Origin of the sequence: Limnobacter sp. UBA7229 (assembly GCF_002473065.1) — a bacterium.
Classification (GTDB): domain Bacteria; phylum Pseudomonadota; class Gammaproteobacteria; order Burkholderiales; family Burkholderiaceae_B; genus Limnobacter; species Limnobacter profundi.
Map to the genome: position 1 here is coordinate 114,818 of NZ_DKTN01000013.1, position 15,365 is coordinate 130,182.

General features: G+C 52.5%; 16 protein-coding genes, 1 tRNA gene and 1 riboswitch. Of the genes, 11 read left to right on the plus strand and 6 right to left on the minus strand.

The window, feature by feature from the left end; all coding sequences use genetic code 11:
- Window positions 1-100: 100 nt before the first annotated feature.
- The 3 genes from B4C79_RS07325 (at window position 101) to B4C79_RS07335 (ending at window position 2,162) form a co-directional block, all read left to right on the plus strand.
- Window positions 101-187: transfer RNA gene (locus B4C79_RS07325), tRNA-Leu, on the plus strand.
- A gap of 14 nt (window positions 188-201) precedes the next feature.
- Window positions 202-1,290 carry a tRNA preQ1(34) S-adenosylmethionine ribosyltransferase-isomerase QueA gene (queA, locus tag B4C79_RS07330; RefSeq protein WP_291740540.1) on the plus strand — a complete coding sequence of 363 codons (1,089 nt, stop codon included), beginning with the start codon at window positions 202-204 and terminating at the stop codon, window positions 1,288-1,290.
- Window positions 1,287-2,162, plus strand: coding sequence for an alpha/beta fold hydrolase (locus tag B4C79_RS07335; RefSeq protein WP_291740539.1), 876 nt, complete (start codon window positions 1,287-1,289; stop codon window positions 2,160-2,162). Before queA ends, B4C79_RS07335 begins: the two co-directional genes overlap by 4 nt.
- 52 nt (window positions 2,163-2,214) lie before the next feature.
- Here B4C79_RS07335 and B4C79_RS07340 read toward each other — a convergent pair whose 3' ends face one another.
- The 5 genes from B4C79_RS07340 to B4C79_RS07360 form a co-directional block, all read right to left on the minus strand.
- Window positions 2,215-3,660, minus strand: a complete 1,446-nt coding sequence (locus B4C79_RS07340) for an NAD(P)(+) transhydrogenase (Re/Si-specific) subunit beta (protein ID WP_105028185.1) — start codon at window positions 3,658-3,660, stop codon at window positions 2,215-2,217.
- Window positions 3,661-3,684: 24 nt separating this feature from the next.
- Window positions 3,685-3,978: an NAD(P) transhydrogenase subunit alpha gene (locus tag B4C79_RS07345; protein WP_008249635.1), complete on the minus strand. Its 294-nt coding sequence runs from the start codon at window positions 3,976-3,978 to the stop codon at window positions 3,685-3,687.
- A 13-nt stretch (window positions 3,979-3,991) separates the two neighbouring features.
- Complete coding sequence (locus B4C79_RS07350; RefSeq protein WP_105028184.1) at window positions 3,992-5,119, minus strand: Re/Si-specific NAD(P)(+) transhydrogenase subunit alpha; 1,128 nt, start codon at window positions 5,117-5,119, stop codon at window positions 3,992-3,994.
- 234 nt (window positions 5,120-5,353) lie between these two features.
- A complete protein-coding gene (locus B4C79_RS07355) occupies window positions 5,354-6,226 on the minus strand; it encodes an ABC transporter substrate-binding protein (RefSeq protein ID WP_291740536.1) in 873 nt (290 codons plus the stop codon).
- Window positions 6,227-6,231: 5 nt separating this feature from the next.
- Window positions 6,232-8,157 carry a TonB-dependent receptor gene (locus B4C79_RS07360; RefSeq protein WP_291751386.1) on the minus strand — a complete coding sequence of 642 codons (1,926 nt, stop codon included), beginning with the start codon at window positions 8,155-8,157 and terminating at the stop codon, window positions 6,232-6,234.
- Window positions 8,158-8,351: 194 nt separating this feature from the next.
- Window positions 8,352-8,560: riboswitch (cobalamin riboswitch) on the minus strand.
- Between the two features lie 58 nt (window positions 8,561-8,618).
- Between B4C79_RS07360 and B4C79_RS07365 the strand changes: the two genes are divergently transcribed.
- Both B4C79_RS07365 and mnmA read left to right on the plus strand, forming a co-directional pair.
- Window positions 8,619-9,134: an NUDIX hydrolase gene (locus B4C79_RS07365; protein WP_291751389.1), complete on the plus strand. Its 516-nt coding sequence runs from the start codon at window positions 8,619-8,621 to the stop codon at window positions 9,132-9,134.
- 5 nt (window positions 9,135-9,139) lie between these two features.
- Entirely contained in the window at window positions 9,140-10,213 is a 1,074-nt protein-coding gene (gene mnmA, locus B4C79_RS07370; RefSeq protein ID WP_371133834.1) for a tRNA 2-thiouridine(34) synthase MnmA, read from the plus strand.
- Here the strand turns inward: mnmA and B4C79_RS07375 are convergent.
- Complete coding sequence (locus tag B4C79_RS07375; protein WP_171097584.1) at window positions 10,207-10,818, minus strand: glutathione S-transferase C-terminal domain-containing protein; 612 nt, start codon at window positions 10,816-10,818, stop codon at window positions 10,207-10,209. The two genes, mnmA and B4C79_RS07375, sit on opposite strands and share 7 nt — an antisense overlap.
- Window positions 10,819-11,009: 191 nt before the next feature.
- Here B4C79_RS07375 and purB point away from each other — a divergent pair, with 191 nt between their 5' ends.
- The 6 genes from purB to B4C79_RS07405 all read left to right on the plus strand — a co-directional run bounded on the left by purB (window position 11,010) and on the right by B4C79_RS07405 (window position 15,365).
- Window positions 11,010-12,386, plus strand: coding sequence for an adenylosuccinate lyase (gene purB, locus B4C79_RS07380; protein ID WP_291739196.1), 1,377 nt, complete (start codon window positions 11,010-11,012; stop codon window positions 12,384-12,386).
- Window positions 12,387-12,498: 112 nt separating this feature from the next.
- Window positions 12,499-12,945: a type IV pilin protein gene (locus B4C79_RS07385; protein WP_105028177.1), complete on the plus strand. Its 447-nt coding sequence runs from the start codon at window positions 12,499-12,501 to the stop codon at window positions 12,943-12,945.
- Entirely contained in the window at window positions 12,938-13,426 is a 489-nt protein-coding gene (locus B4C79_RS07390; RefSeq protein ID WP_105028176.1) for a prepilin-type N-terminal cleavage/methylation domain-containing protein, read from the plus strand. The genes B4C79_RS07385 and B4C79_RS07390 overlap by 8 nt, the downstream gene beginning before the upstream one ends.
- Window positions 13,419-14,138, plus strand: a complete 720-nt coding sequence (locus B4C79_RS07395) for a PulJ/GspJ family protein (protein WP_291751391.1) — start codon at window positions 13,419-13,421, stop codon at window positions 14,136-14,138. Before B4C79_RS07390 ends, B4C79_RS07395 begins: the two co-directional genes overlap by 8 nt.
- A complete protein-coding gene (locus B4C79_RS07400; protein WP_291739194.1) occupies window positions 14,135-14,836 on the plus strand; it encodes a hypothetical protein in 702 nt (233 codons plus the stop codon). The genes B4C79_RS07395 and B4C79_RS07400 overlap by 4 nt, the downstream gene beginning before the upstream one ends.
- Before the next feature lie 16 nt (window positions 14,837-14,852).
- On the plus strand, window positions 14,853-15,365 hold the full coding sequence (locus tag B4C79_RS07405; RefSeq protein WP_291739193.1) for a hypothetical protein: 513 nt from the start codon (window positions 14,853-14,855) through the stop codon (window positions 15,363-15,365).

Below are 15,365 nucleotides of genomic sequence, written 5' to 3' on the forward strand. Positions count from 1 at the left end.
CCCACGAGAGGGGCACATTTTCGGCAATCGCAAAAAAAATGACTTATTTCTGCAATGGGGTGTTGTGTTCAATATTGTTTTTTGCCATAATTGCGGGCTTGCCGAGGTGGCGGAATTGGTAGACGCGCTGGACTCAAAATCCAGTGGTAGAGATATCGTGCGGGTTCGATTCCCGCCCTCGGCACCAGCCCCCAGGACAACATGAAAGCAACCATGAAACTGTCCGAATTCGATTTTAATCTTCCTGAACAACTGATTGCCCAACACCCCCCGAAACACCGTGGTGAGTCGCGCTTGCTTGTTTGCAACAACAACAAACCCATTGAAGATCATCTGTTCGCGCATGTGCTGAACTTGCTTCAGCCCAATGATGTACTGGTGGTTAACGACACCAAAGTGCTGAAGGCCCGACTTGAAGGCCACAAAGCCAGTGGCGGAAAAATCGAAGTGATGCTGGAGCGAATTCTCGACGACAGGCGCTTTACCGCCATGATTCGGGCCAGCAAGTCACCCAAACCGGGCAGTGAAATTGTATTGGCTGGCGCGGCCACAGCCCGTGTGCTGAGCAAACACGACATGATGTACGAGCTGGAGTTGCTGGAAAGCAGCCTGAGCCTGCCCGATCTGCTGGATACGTATGGCGCCCTGCCCCTGCCCCCCTACATTGAACACAGCGCCAACGCACAAGACGATGAACGCTACCAAACCGTGTTTGCGCGCGAACCAGGTGCTGTGGCAGCCCCTACAGCGGGCCTGCATTTCACCGAAAAGCTGCTACAAGACGCACAGGCGCGCGGCGTAAAGCTGTTGAACCTGACATTGCATGTCGGCGCTGGTACTTTCCTGCCTGTTAAAACAGACAACGTGGATGAACACGTGATGCACAGCGAGCGCTACGCCATTTCGGGTTCGCTCATCGAAGCCATGATCCAAGCCAAAGAAAATGGTGGCAAGGTGGTTGCAGTGGGCACCACTTCCCTGCGGGCATTGGAGGCCTGGGCCACGGAAACAGGCTGCAATTTAAGCACCACCGAAGGTTTGAATAAGGCAGCAGAATTTGCGCGTAGCGGCCATGGCGGCGACACGCAAATTTTTATCAAACCCGGCTACAGCTTCAAAGTGGTCGACAGGCTGATCACCAATTTCCACTTACCCAAAAGCACCTTGCTGATGCTGGTGTCTGCTTTTGCCGGAAAAACCAACATACTCAACGCATATGCGCATGCAATTGCGCAACAATACAGGTTCTTCAGTTACGGCGACGCCATGTGGCTTGAACGCTCCGAATGATCGAATCTGCATACCCCGTTGTTTCTCACGATGGCAGCGTTATACAAATGATGCGCTGGTCTAACTCCGGAAACAAACCCAAACTGCATTGGGCACACGCCACCGGGTTTAACGCCAAAACCTACACCCCATTGCTACGCGAGTTATTGCCACACTTTGACGTACACACCTGGGACATGCGCGGACATGGCGAAAGCCGGTCAGCGGGCAACCCAAAAACATTTCGCGGCTGGTCCACTTACTACCAAGACCTGATCGCCGTGCTTGACCAGGCCAGCGAACCCATGTGGCTTGCCGGGCATTCAATCGGTGCCACCACCAGCCTTGCGGCAGCAGCCCAACGCCCTCACAAAGTAAAGGGCCTTGTATTGGTAGAACCGGTGTTGCTAGACCCCAAGCAAGGTTTTGCCTTGCGCTTGGCAAACTGGTTTGGCTTTGCTGACCGAATTGCCATGGCTGCAGCAGCCGCCCGACGGCGGGCAAGTTTCCCAACACACCAAGACGCTTTTGAGAATTACCGCAGCAAAAAAGCATTTGGTACGTGGAGCGATGAATGGCTACAAGCCTATGTAGAACATGGTTTTGTGCCCAGCCACAACAATGAAGTTGAACTGGCCTGCCCACCCAGCTGGGAATCACTCACCTTTCAACACACAGAGCCCAATGCCGCGCGCTGGATTCGTGACCCAGGCTGCCCAATCCATATTCTGGCAGCAAGTCGAGGATCTACATTTCCCGCCACCGCACACGCGCACATTCAGAAGCATTTGCCCAAGGCCCACATCGAGGTGATTGCCGATGCCACGCACTTCTTGCCGATGGAACACACCGGGCTGGTCGTGCAACGCATCTGCGACCTCGCAAAAAAATAAAGCCCGGTGATTTCTCACCGGGCCTTTTGAAAACAAGCGATTTGCGTCGAGCTTACTCGACCGCTTTCACCATGTCTTCAATCACTTTCTTGGCATCGCCAAACACCATCATGGTTTTGTCCATGTAGAACAACTCGTTGTCCAAACCGGCGTAACCCGCGTTCATTGAACGCTTGTTCACGATAATGGTTTTTGCCTTGTAGGCTTCCAGAATTGGCATGCCTGCAATCGGGCTCTTGGGGTCTTTTGCTGCGGGGTTCACCACATCGTTCGCACCCAGCACCAACACCACGTCGGTTTGTGCAAATTCGCTGTTGATGTCTTCCATCTCAAACACCTGGTCGTAGGGCACTTCAGCCTCAGCCAGCAACACGTTCATGTGGCCAGGCATACGGCCCGCAACTGGGTGAATCGCATACTTCACCGTAACACCCATGTGAGTCAGCTTCTCGCTCAGTTCTTTCAGGGCGTGCTGCGCGCGAGCCACGGCCAAACCGTAACCAGGCACAATCACCACGGTTTCCGCATTGGTCAGCAAGAAGGCCACATCGTCAGACGAGCCACTTTTCACGGTGCGTTGTTGGCCACCACCTGCTGCGCCTGCATCGGCCTCGCCACCAAAACCACCCAGAATCACGTTGAAGAAGGAGCGGTTCATGGCCTTACACATGATGTAAGACAAAATCGCACCGGAAGAACCCACCAGCGAACCCGCCACAATCAACATGCTGTTGTTCAGCGAGAAGCCAATACCTGCTGCCGCCCAGCCAGAGTAGCTGTTCAGCATGGACACCACCACTGGCATGTCGGCACCACCGATTGGAATAATCAGCGTGACACCCAGGATGAAAGCTGCAATCGTCATGATGACAAAGGGCGTCCAGTCTTGCGTAATAGCGAACCAGACACCGCAACCAATCATCACGATGCCAAGAATTGCGTTCAGCTGATGCTGACCCGTGAAACGCACAGGTGCGCCCTGAAACAGGCGGAACTTGTACTTGCCGCTCAACTTGCCAAAAGCAATGACTGAGCCTGAGAAGGTAATTGCACCCACAAAGGTACCGATGAACAGCTCGATTTTGTTACCCAGTGGAATGTCGAAATTGCCCTTGGCGGTGATACCAAATGCGTCGGGCTCGGCTACAGCAGCGATCGCAATGGCCACAGCAGCCAAACCAATCATGCTGTGCATGAAAGCCACCAGCTCAGGCATTTTCGTCATTTCGACACGCTTGGCCATGACGGTGCCCAAACCACCGCCCACCACCAAACCAGCCAGTACCCAGCCCAAACCGGTTACGGCCGATTGCCCAGCAATTTCAGCCAGCTTGAAGATAAGGCCGATTGTAGTGGCAATGGCAATTGCCATGCCCACCATACCGAAGGTGTTCCCCAAACGCGAAGTTGTGGGGTGTGAAAGGCCCTTAAGAGCCTGAATGAAACAGATTGACGCCACCAGGTACAACAGCGTCACTGCGTTGAAACTCAATTCCATAAATTTCTCCAGATCGCTGTTGGTTTATTTGTTCTTTTTCTTGAACATTTCAAGCATGCGACGGGTGACCAAAAATCCACCGAACACATTCACAGCGGCCAAGGCCACAGCCAGCACACCCATGAATTTGCCCAGGGGCGTTACGGTCAGCGCGGCTGCCAGCATGGCACCCACAATCACGATTGCTGAAATAGCGTTGGTCACCGCCATCAAGGGGGTGTGCAGCGCGGGGGTTACGTTCCAAACCACGTGGTAACCCACGTAAATGGCCAGTACAAAAATAATCAGGTTGACCACGGTGGGGCTAATTGCGTCCATGTTGGCTCCTTCCTTAAGCGTTTTTGCGTTTGAGTTCGCCGCCGGTGCACATCAGGCACGCAGCAACAATGTCGTCTTCCATGTCGATCTTGAAGGCGCCTTCCTTGTCGAAAACCAGCTTCAGGAAATCGATCACGTTGCGGGCATAGAGTGCGGATGCATCTGCGGCCACCATGGCGGCCAGGTTTGCATAACCCACTATTTTTACGCCGTTGACGTCGACAATTTCGTTCAGTTTGGACAAGGGACAATTGCCGCCCTGCTCCACCGCCAGGTCGATGACCACAGAACCGGGCTTCATTGCACGCACGGTTTCTTCATGCAGCAATGTGGGCGCCTTGCGGCCGGGGATCAAGGCCGTGGTAATCACGATGTCGCTTTTGATCGCTTTGTCATGAACGGCAGCAGCTTGGCGCTTCATCCAGCTTTCAGGCATGGGGCGTGCATAGCCACCCACACCTTGGGCAATTTCACGTTCTTCGTCTGACTCAAAAGGTACATCAACAAATTTTGCACCCAACGATTCGACCTGCTCTTTCGTGGCAGGGCGTACGTCAGATGCCTCAATAACCGCACCCAAACGCTTGGCAGTTGCAATGGCTTGCAAGCCTGCAACACCCACACCGAGAATAAGAACGCGAGCAGCTTTTACGGTACCGGCAGCAGTCATCAACATGGGCATGAAGCGCTGGTAAACGTTGGCCGCAATCATCACCGCTTTGTAACCTGCAATGTTGGCTTGTGATGACAACACGTCCATGCTTTGCGCGCGCGTCGTGCGTGGCGCAGCTTCCAGTGCGAAGGCGGTTAAACCGGCCTTGTTCATGGCTTCCAGTGATGCATTGTCAAAGGGGTTCAGCATGCCAACCACTACCTGACCTGCACGGTAGGCCGACAATTCGTTTTCAGCGGGCGCGCGCACTTTGAGGATCATGTCGCAGTTGCTGATTACATCCATTGCGCGATCAACAATTGTTGCACCCACATCGCTGTAGGCCTGATCGGTGATCGAGCTGGCAATACCTGCACCTGCTTGAACAAACACTTCGTGTTTTTGAGAAATGAGCTTCTTCACCGTTTCGGGTGTTGCGGCTACACGCGTTTCTCCGGACCTTGTCTCGGCCGGGATTCCGATTTTCATGGAACTTCTCCTTGTGGGAAAGCGCTTTTATTTGATGTTTAGGAACTGCAAATACACTGCTGGTGCGGACTATAGCACGGTAGTATCACTCAATCTAAGGGATAACCACAACCCAGCATCTGACAATAATTCTTGTCAAATAATAATTGAATCCGTTGAAATTGTGTTGATCCAGTGATCTAAGCATCAATTGGAGAATGGTGAGAAGCGCAGGGCTGCTTCTGAGTCAAAAATTCAGCGGCGAGCCTGCTCAATGTGTGCGCACACCAACTTGGCGGCCCCAATAAGGCGCGGGCCATTGCGCACCAAAATATCATTGGGAACGGTATACACATGGTTGCGCTTTACAGCTGGCATCTGAGGCCAGCTGGCCCATTGCATGACGAAACTTTGATGATCTCGCTCGGAGCCACTTGCCAGCAACACCTCGGGCTTGCGCTTCAGTACCCCTTCCACGCTCACCTGTGCAGCAAGGTTTGGCAAATCAACAAATATGTTTCGCCCGCCACACAGCTCAATCACCTCGGATACTGCATGCTGCCCACCCAAAGTCATCAATGGCTGACTCCACACCTGATAAAACACCGGCACTATTGATCGACCGCCGTACTCGGCTCGCAAAGACTTGAACTGCTGCAACCAATCGTCTATGCGGGAAGCACTTCTCTGTTCTGTGCCCAGCAGGGCAGACAACCTGCGCATAGTGCTAGCCACCTGCTCAATTTTCTTGGGCTCGCTGACAAATACTGGCACACCCGCTTTGCGAAGCTGTGCCACAACTTCCATTGAAATACCTGATTGCCACACCAACACCAAATCGGGTTTGCGGGCGAGAATTGATTCTGCACCGAGCATCCACGGGTTACCTAACTTGGGCAAAGTATTCACGCTTTCCGGAAAATTACTGGAACCATCCACAGCGATAACCTTGCTCATGCCACCCACGAAATCCACAATTTCCGTGAGGTGCGGTGCAAGCACCAGCACTCGCTGGGCTTGCTGTACACACACGGTTTGGTTTGTGTCGTCCTGGACGCAGACAGCAGCCACTGCCTGGCCAGAAAGCCAGGTCAGGCAAACCGCTGCGAGCAAACGAATGCATTTCATGACAATTAAAACTCGGCATTCAGATTAACAAAAAACGCACGACCAATTTCCGGATAAATGCCGTTCGGGCCGAACTGGGTTCGGTAGTATTGCTTGTCCAACACGTTTTGAACTTGGAACACCACACTGTACGAATCAGCACGATATCTCCAGTTCAAATCGAGCACGCCAAAGCCCGGGATCTGCAGATCCGTATTCGCGGCTGAACGTTGATCCGACTGAATATTCAAAATTGCCTCTGTCGACACACTCGATGTCCAGTCATATTCGGTGGCCACCTTCAAATTGTGGGCAGCCACCAGAGGAACACGGCCTCCACTCAGCGAGCCTGATTTAAACTCAGCATCCAAATACTGGTATGCCGCGATCATGCGCAGGTCTTTCCGAATACTGCCATTCCATTTCAGCTCTGCGCCTTGCCTGCGCAGTTCGTCCAAATTGCTGTTCAAACCGTTGATGAACATCGTAGGGTCCACAATGGTCGGGTCGAAAAACAATTCATTGTCCACATCCATCACGAACAGCGTCGAGCTGAACTCACCATTCCACAAACCTGTTTTCAAACCCACTTCAAATTCGTCAGCAATTTGAGGATTCAAAAATGGAACACGTGTGGTGCCAACACCCGCAAACCCGTTTTCATTGGCATTCGGAATTCTGAAACTGCGAGCCAATTTCGAGAACAATGTGAGATTTTCGGCAGCTCTCCATGAAGCGCCTAACTGGTGCGCCACCAGAGAATAATCGCGTGTCTGGCCACTGGCCTTTTGCTGCTCGGAACGCTCGTAACGACTACCCGCGTTGATTCGCAGAACATCATTCACAGTCCAGTCATCTTCAATAAAAATCGCATTGGATTCCAGCGTACCTGCATCGAACCCTCGCAAAGCTGCTTTTTCAATGTCGTAACCAACCCGAATCACATGGGCACCCGTGCTGTGGGGCAGCGTGAAAGTGAGGTAAGGACTGATTTGATCTTGTTCATATTCCGAACGAGCGTCAAAAACGAAGGTACCAAAATCAAACGATCCCAATGCTTCGTGAGTGCGTCGACTTACACGCACACCAGTGCCCCAATTGCCGTAATCCGCCTCACCATAAAACCGGAATGTATTTCGCTCAAAAGAGCCGAAATCATTGGGGCTGTTCGTTTGCTTTGGGTTCTGCTCGAACTGCGCGCGGTTCAATGAACCGGGAAAACGCGACTTGGACCCCTCAGCCGAGAAAGATGCGCCTGCACTGTACACATCGCCTTGCCAATCCAGCGCAAGGCTACCCAAATCGCGGCTGGCTTCGCTGTTGTCGCGGTACCCGTTCGTAAACTCTTTTGATCCGTTGAACACAAGTGAGAAACCATTCGCACCACCGTACAGGGTTGCGCCCAATTCTTTGGTGTCATAGGAACCATAAGATGCAAATACGTCACCACCGAAACCTTCACGCCCCCTGCCTTTTTTAGTGGTAATTCGAATGACACCGCCACTGGCACCGCTGCCATAGGCAACAGAGCTTCCACCGCGAATTACTTCAATGGTTTCAATGCTACTAACAGGTATGCTGCCATAACGCGGCGTAACACCCTCGTTGTCGTTGAGCTTCACGCCATCGACCACAAACACCACGTTGGCCGACGCAGTTTCTCCAAAGCCACGTAAATCAACTGATGCACTGCGACTGCCGTCCAGCGGTGTACGCACATTGACCAAAGCCAGCTTGGAAAGCACGTCACGTACGGTGGTGTAACCAGACTGGCGAATCTGCTCAGCGGTAATCACCGTGGTTGAAAATGGTTGATCTTTTTCTGACACAGCAGTGTGTGTGGAGGACACGAAAACAGGCGGCAGCGCATAAAAGGCCAATTCTTCCTGGGCAAGTGCTGGCGAAGCAGCCAACAAACAAACGATTGGTAATTTTTGAAAACGAATAGACACCTTGAACTCCAGTAAACCGCACCCACCGTGCAGCAATAAATTCACTGGAGAAGACAAAGAACAGGCGAAAGAACAGTGCGCGCAACAAAACCACGGACAATACGCCAGGGTAAGTTACGGAAAAAAGTTCGATTAGAAGCAATTAGCCGCCTGCGCACTGCCTCCCCGCAGCACCAGTCGCTCGCCTGAATGGGACAGGCTGAACGGTCAAGGCCGGTATCCGGGCTTGTAAGTTTTGATGTGTCGCCTTCCCAGTTGCTGCGTTTAGAACAGCTTTACTACCAGTGGCAAAATGACACACCCGCACTTACTTACCGTTGCGGGGGCAGCGCAGGCTTGAACCTGCTTCCCGTTTAACTGCGCTCAAAAAATGAGCACAAGCACCTTAACCCTGCTATTCTAACGTGTTTTTTAACTCCCAAACCTCGGCGCACCCTGTTTAGGTAGTGCGATTGAAAACCATGTCAGAAGTCTGGAAACCCAGCGTTACAGTCGCGGCCATTGTTGAACATCAGGGCAAATTCCTGATCGTGGAAGAACACACCACCGACGGCATCAAACTGAACCAACCTGCAGGCCACCTGGACCCAGGTGAAACGCCACAATTCGGTGCTGCACGCGAGGCGCTGGAAGAATCGGCCTGGGAAGTAAAACCTGTTGGTTTACTGGGCATATACATGAGCCGCTATACCAGCTCGCGCACTCTGGAAGACGTCACTTACCTTCGCTTCGCATTTGCAGCCGAGGTGGTTAAACACCACACAGAGCGTGCCCTGGACGACGGCATTATTCGCACCCTGTGGATGACGGTTGAAGAACTGCGCGCCACTCAAGACCAACACCGCAGCCCCTTGGTGATGCGTTGCGTTGAAGACTTTCTGAACTGGAAAGCGGGCAAGCAACCTATTATGCCGCTTGAGCATGTGTACACGCACCCCAGCGTACTTGCGGGGCCAATGCCTCCCGGCGTATCGTAAATATCATGGCAAAAACAGTAGTTATTGGCATGTCGGGCGGGGTTGACTCCTCAGTGTCGGCATGGCTGCTCAAACAGCAGGGTTACAACGTGATTGGTCTTTTCATGAAAAACTGGGAAGACGATGACGACTCGGAATATTGTTCCAGCCGGCAAGACTGGCTGGACGCTGCAAGTGTGGCTGACGTGGTGGGCGTGGACATTGAAGCGGTAAACTTCGCCAGCGAATACAAAGACCGGGTGTTCTCCGTGTTTCTGGAAGAGTATTCCGCCGGCCGCACGCCCAACCCCGACATTCTGTGCAACAGCGAAATCAAGTTCAAAGCGTTCCTTGATCACGCTTACAGCCTGGGCGCCGATTACATCGCCACCGGGCACTATGCCCGCGTGCGGGAAGTCAACGGTGAATTCCAGCTGCTGAAAGCGGTGGACCACAGCAAAGACCAATCGTATTTTCTGCACCGGCTGAACCAGGCGCAGCTGAGTAAAACCTTGTTTCCGCTCGGTGAAATACAGAAAACCGAAGTGCGGAAAATAGCGCTTGAACTCGGTTTGGCCAACGCCACCAAAAAAGACAGCACTGGCATATGCTTCATTGGCGAGCGCCCTTTTCGCGAGTTTTTAAATCGGTATTTGCCCACTGCACCCGGCCCCATTTTGAATGACGAGGGCCATCAAATTGGCGAGCATGTGGGGCTGAGCTTCTACACACTGGGCCAGCGCAAAGGCATCGGTATTGGTGGCCAGAAAGAAGGCAACGGCGAACCCTGGTTTGTGGCCCGTAAGGATCTGAAAAACAACACGCTGTATGTGGTGCAAGGCCATGACCACCCTTGGTTGCACCAGAAAGTGCTGGCAGCCGAACAGGCCCATTACATTTCAGGCCAGGTGCCTTCAGAAACACACATGGCTTGCAAGGCGCGCTATCGCCAGGAAGACTCGGCTTGTGACTTCCAATTGACCAATCAAGGCTTCGAGTTGAACTTCATGGAAAGCCAGTTTGCAGTGACACCCGGGCAAAGCGCAGTGCTTTACCAGGGTGATGTGTGCCTGGGTGGCGGAGTTATTGCCAGTTACTGAGGTTTGGTGTCCTCAAAGCTTGGGCGACAGGCAATGCGTTCGGAATATTCATTCAATTCCGGATACAACTCGCGCCATTTCAGTTCAGGCATGCGGAAATCCAGGTAGAACAATGCACAACCAACCGTGATGTCCGCCAGGCTGAATTGCTCGGTCAGGTAAAAACCGGGGGTGGTTTTAATGCGGTGGGAAACCCAGGCCAAGCCGTTGTGAATTTTCTGGGTTTGACGATCAATCAATGCCTGGCTTACTTTGTCGCCCTCATGGAATTTCTTCTCCAGAATAATATCAACAGCGGCCTGGCTAATACCCTGCCCCAAAGACTCCATGGTGCGAACCAAGGCACGCATATTGGGGTTTGTTGGCAACAAGGGCACTGTTGGCATCATGTATTCAAGCGTGCCTGAGATTACCAAAGAATCGAATACAGTCTGACCACCATCCAAAATCAGACAAGGCACTTTGCCCAGCGGATTGTGGTCGGCGATGCGGGTATTTTCATCCCACACATTTTCCAGAACAAACTCGTACGGAATTTCTTTTTCTTGAAGCTGAACGCGAATTTTGCGCACGAAGGGGCTAGTCAGGGATCCCACTAGTTTCATCACAGTTCTCCTAAATACAATCCTGGATGAGATTGCGTCTTGTTTTTTACGACCTGAAAGTGTCTAACAGTTTTACAAATTGAACAAGCAGAATTCCAAAATACCACCGCGGACACCATTCTGTCCAAACAGTTTCCAGTGAGACAGGTTACAATACAAGGCTTTGAAAAACCTCAATTTTTACCACCCGCATGATCTCTTCAGACTCTTTAAGCACCTTAACCGCAATCAGCCCGCTTGACGGCCGTTACCAGTCCAAAGTGGCCAATTTGCGCCCATTGCTCTCTGAAGCGGGGTTCATGCACCACCGCGTGATCGTAGAAATCGAATGGCTCAAGGCACTGGCCAATGCGGGCTTTTCTGAGCTCCCTGCCTTCTCCGCAACAGCTTTGGCAAAACTTGAAGCCATCAAAACCGAATTTTCAGAAGCAGATGCCCAACGCATCAAGGAATTCGAAGCGACCACCAACCATGATGTCAAGGCTGTTGAATACTTTATTAAAGAAAAGTTTCAAGCCGATGAAGAACTGAAAAAATCAGCGGAGTTTGTTCACTTCGCTTGCACGTCTGAAGACATCAACAACATGAGCCATGCACTCATGTTGAAAGCAACGCGTGAACAAGTGATTTTGCCGACACTGGACCGCATGGTGACCACCCTGCGCAATTACGCCCACCAGTTTGCAGACCTTCCGATGATGTGCCGCACCCATGGCCAGCCAGCCAGCCCCAGCACCATGGGCAAAGAATTTGCCAACGTGGTACACCGGTTGGAGCGCGCCATCGCCGCGATCAAAGCAGTCGAGCTGCCGGCCAAAATGAACGGTGCCGTGGGCAACTTCAACGCTCACCTGTCAGCCTACCCCGATTTTGACTGGGAAAGGCTCAGCCGTGATTTGATTGAAAGCCTGGGGCTTACCTTCAACCCTTACACCATTCAAATTGAACCACACGACGGCATTGCTGCGCTGATGGATGCAATTGCCCGCACCAACACCATTCTGATCGACTTGAGCCGCGACATTTGGGGCTACATTTCCCTGGGCTACTTCAAACAAAAGCTGAAAGCAGGTGAAGTGGGATCATCCACCATGCCGCACAAAGTGAACCCCATCGACTTCGAAAATGCAGAAGGCAACCTGGGCATGGCCAACGCGGTGTTGAAACACCTGGCGGAGAAACTGCCAGTTTCACGCTGGCAAAGGGACCTGACCGACTCTACCGTGCTGCGCAACTTGGGCGTGGGCATAGGCTATGCGGTGTTGGCCTATGAAAGCTGCCTGCGTGGCCTGGGCAAACTGGAGGTGAATGAAGCAGCCATCGCCGCCGACATCGACAACGCCTGGGAATTGCTCGCAGAACCAGTACAAACCGTGATGCGTCGTTACGGCCTGCCCAACCCGTACGAACAGTTGAAAGAACTGACCCGCGGCAAGGGCATTACACAAGAAGGATTGAAGCAATTCATCGCCCAGCTTGATCTGCCCGAAGCGGAAAAAACACGCATGCTGGCCATGACTCCCGCAAGCTACATCGGCAAAGCCGCCGAGCTGGCCAAGCGCATTTGACAATCACCCCCGGGGCAAACGACCACCGTTTGTAAGTACCCTGCCTCGGGGATGATCAGCACGAAATACCCACGCATACTCAAGCACATAGAGTCATTTTTGGTGTTTGACCATGCGTGCGGGCCTCGGATTTACCTTGATTGAACTGACATTTGCAATCGCAATTGTCGGTGTACTCGCAACGCTAAGCTATGCTGGGTATGAATCTTCTTGGGAGAAGTCCAACTTTCGTTCCATGCGGGAGTTTGGCGTAGAGTTGGCATTAAGCCAGCAACTGCACAGGCAACGTTACGGACGCTACGCGCAGGGTGTCTCAAGCAATGGCGCACCGAATGCAAACCGCTTGGTTCTTCCTTCATCAGCCAAATACAGCGTGGTGGTCTCGAATTCCAACTTTCGGGGTTATCGCGCAGAAGTTACCCCCAGCGCGAGCGCGCCACTGAAGCTGCCCGAGGCCTGCCGAATCCTGATTGTTGAAAGTGACATGGGCATTCAACGTTTTGGCGCCCGGTCTGCCTCTAATCAAAACACATCTGAAAGGTGTGTTCCACATGGCTAAGGCAGACAACGGTTTCACCTTAATCGAAATAGTGGTTGGCTTGGCCGTGGTAGGCGTGTTGGCCGTTTCTGTAATCCCGAGTATGAACTCGGTGTTGAACAAACAAACGCTGAAGGTCAAGGTATCCCGGCTGGACACGTATGTGGACCAAGCGCGCAATTTGGCTGCAATCACCGAATGCCCGGTTCAAATGAACCTGCAACCCGCCAGCGCGGCGGTGAATCTGAATGTGACTGTTCAACACGATCCGTTCCTGAAGGGTTGTAGCGCGTGGTACGCACAAACCAGCAGCCAAAACAATCGCGGATTTTCAGCCACCTTGAATGACGTCACCTTGGCAGGTGCGGTGCGCCTGAATTTCAATGCGGTGTCGGGTGTGCTCGACACACAAAACCAAACACGCCTGACCCTGAATTACCGTGACAGGCGCGCACAGATTACCTTCTTGGGTATCGGCAACGGGGTGGTGAGCTATGACTGACAAAACCCGGCGTTGTCACGGCGCATCCACAGTCAGCCTTTTGATTGGCATGGCCTTGTTGGCGATCAGCATTACCGGCGCACTGAAATTAATGGGTGTCAGCATGCGCGCACAAAACGATTTGAATACCGAAAAGCTGGTGGATCAGGTTAATCGGATTGGTGAAATTATCACGGTTCACCTGAACCGGGGTGGCAGTTACCAAAACCCGGATGTCGAGGCCAAAGGCATACAGCTGTGCAGCTTGCAAAACCAGGCGGCCCAATGCAACGGATACCAACCCACCAGCCAAAACTTTTGTCTGAGTATTCCCACCCGGGTCAGTCGCAGCGGAAATGACGTGATTAACTTAACCGGCTTTCGTCTGCTCAATGGCGTGCTGGCTCAAAGGGAACTGAACGGCGTCAATATGGCGCAATTTGACCATGGCGCATTTTGCAACAACAGCCCGGACTGGCTTGATTTAAACAACAAGCACGACTTTGAATTCACCAACATTCGGTTTTGCAGATTTCAAGCCAACACACCGAATCAAGTCACAGCGCACTACGAACAGAATTGCAACTCGGTGATAGAGAACAACCCCGAATCCAATATGTTCTGGATTGCCATGTTCAAAGCCAAAATTGGCAACAACCTGACCGAGGGGCAGTATGAAGAAGCGAGAATTATTCACCTGCTGAACACCACGCGGGTAAGGGTTGGATCATGAAAAAGCGGCGCAGCTTGTTGCACCATAAATTACAAACCGGTGCGCTTGGCGTGTTTGTATGTGTGGTGTTGGTGATTGTGTTCGGGCTGATCAGCCTGCAAAACATCACCACCACGAGTCTGGATCTTTATCTGTCCAACTCCAAACAGCACATTGAAGAGGCACGCCAGTTGGCCTATGCCGGCCTTCGACATTACACCCACAATTTTGGCAACGATGAGGCCATTCAGCAGCTTATTGATTCGCACCAAGGAGACACTCGGGTCATCGGCGAATGCTCCTACACAGTTGATTTACCCGAAACACTCGACCCGCAAGTACAGTTGGCCAGCCCAGACACGCCGGTCGACACGCGCCAGGACATTGTGATTCGCGGCATTGTAGTGCCGTACAACTGCGATCACTCTATTTCAGAGGAAAACTACAGGGCCACTTTTGAAATTGTGGCCAGTGTCAACTGTTCAGGAAGCAATGGTGTTGAATCGGGTTGCGTCAAACGCTCATTTGTGTTCAATCGCGAAGACAGCAACGGCTTACCCTACGTTACAAGAAAAACACCACCGCCCCCACCGCCCCCACCAGACCCGAATCCACCGCCACCTCGAGCTGAGCCTTCACGTCCACCCGCTGGGCCACCTTCCGGGGAAGTAAGGGAGCCGCCACCAAAATCGAAGGGCAAACATGAAGTTGGATTCTAGAAAAAACGGATTCTCAATGGTCGACGCATTGATCGCCATTCTGGTGCTGTCCATTGGTTTGGTGCTGTATGCCAAAAACTGGACAGCCAACTATGGCGCCAAGAATTCGACCCATGTGCGTTCAATCGCTGCAACCCAAGTCGCAGAGATTGGCAATGTATTGCTGGCCAATATTTCCGACCTGGACAGGGACACGCCACGCGGACAAATCATCGCCCGCATGCAGCAGTTCTCGGGGAGGCTGGAAGATCACTTGAACAGTTACGCGGGTGCCAGGGGCTACGAATGCACCAACAATGGACCAAGGGCCTTGGGTGCACCCAACAATTCAATTAACCTGAGCCAGGCCACATTGCCGCGCGCATGGGCGCAGGGTGCGGCGTCGTGTGTCAGCATTCGGCCCTTACCCAATTTGAACACCCAGACCAACGGCGTTTGGGTGCACATCGAAGCCAGATGGATTGACGCGCACACACGAGACAACCAGACAGAAAATGTCAGCGTGTACACCTTGGTTAGTCCGCTTTGA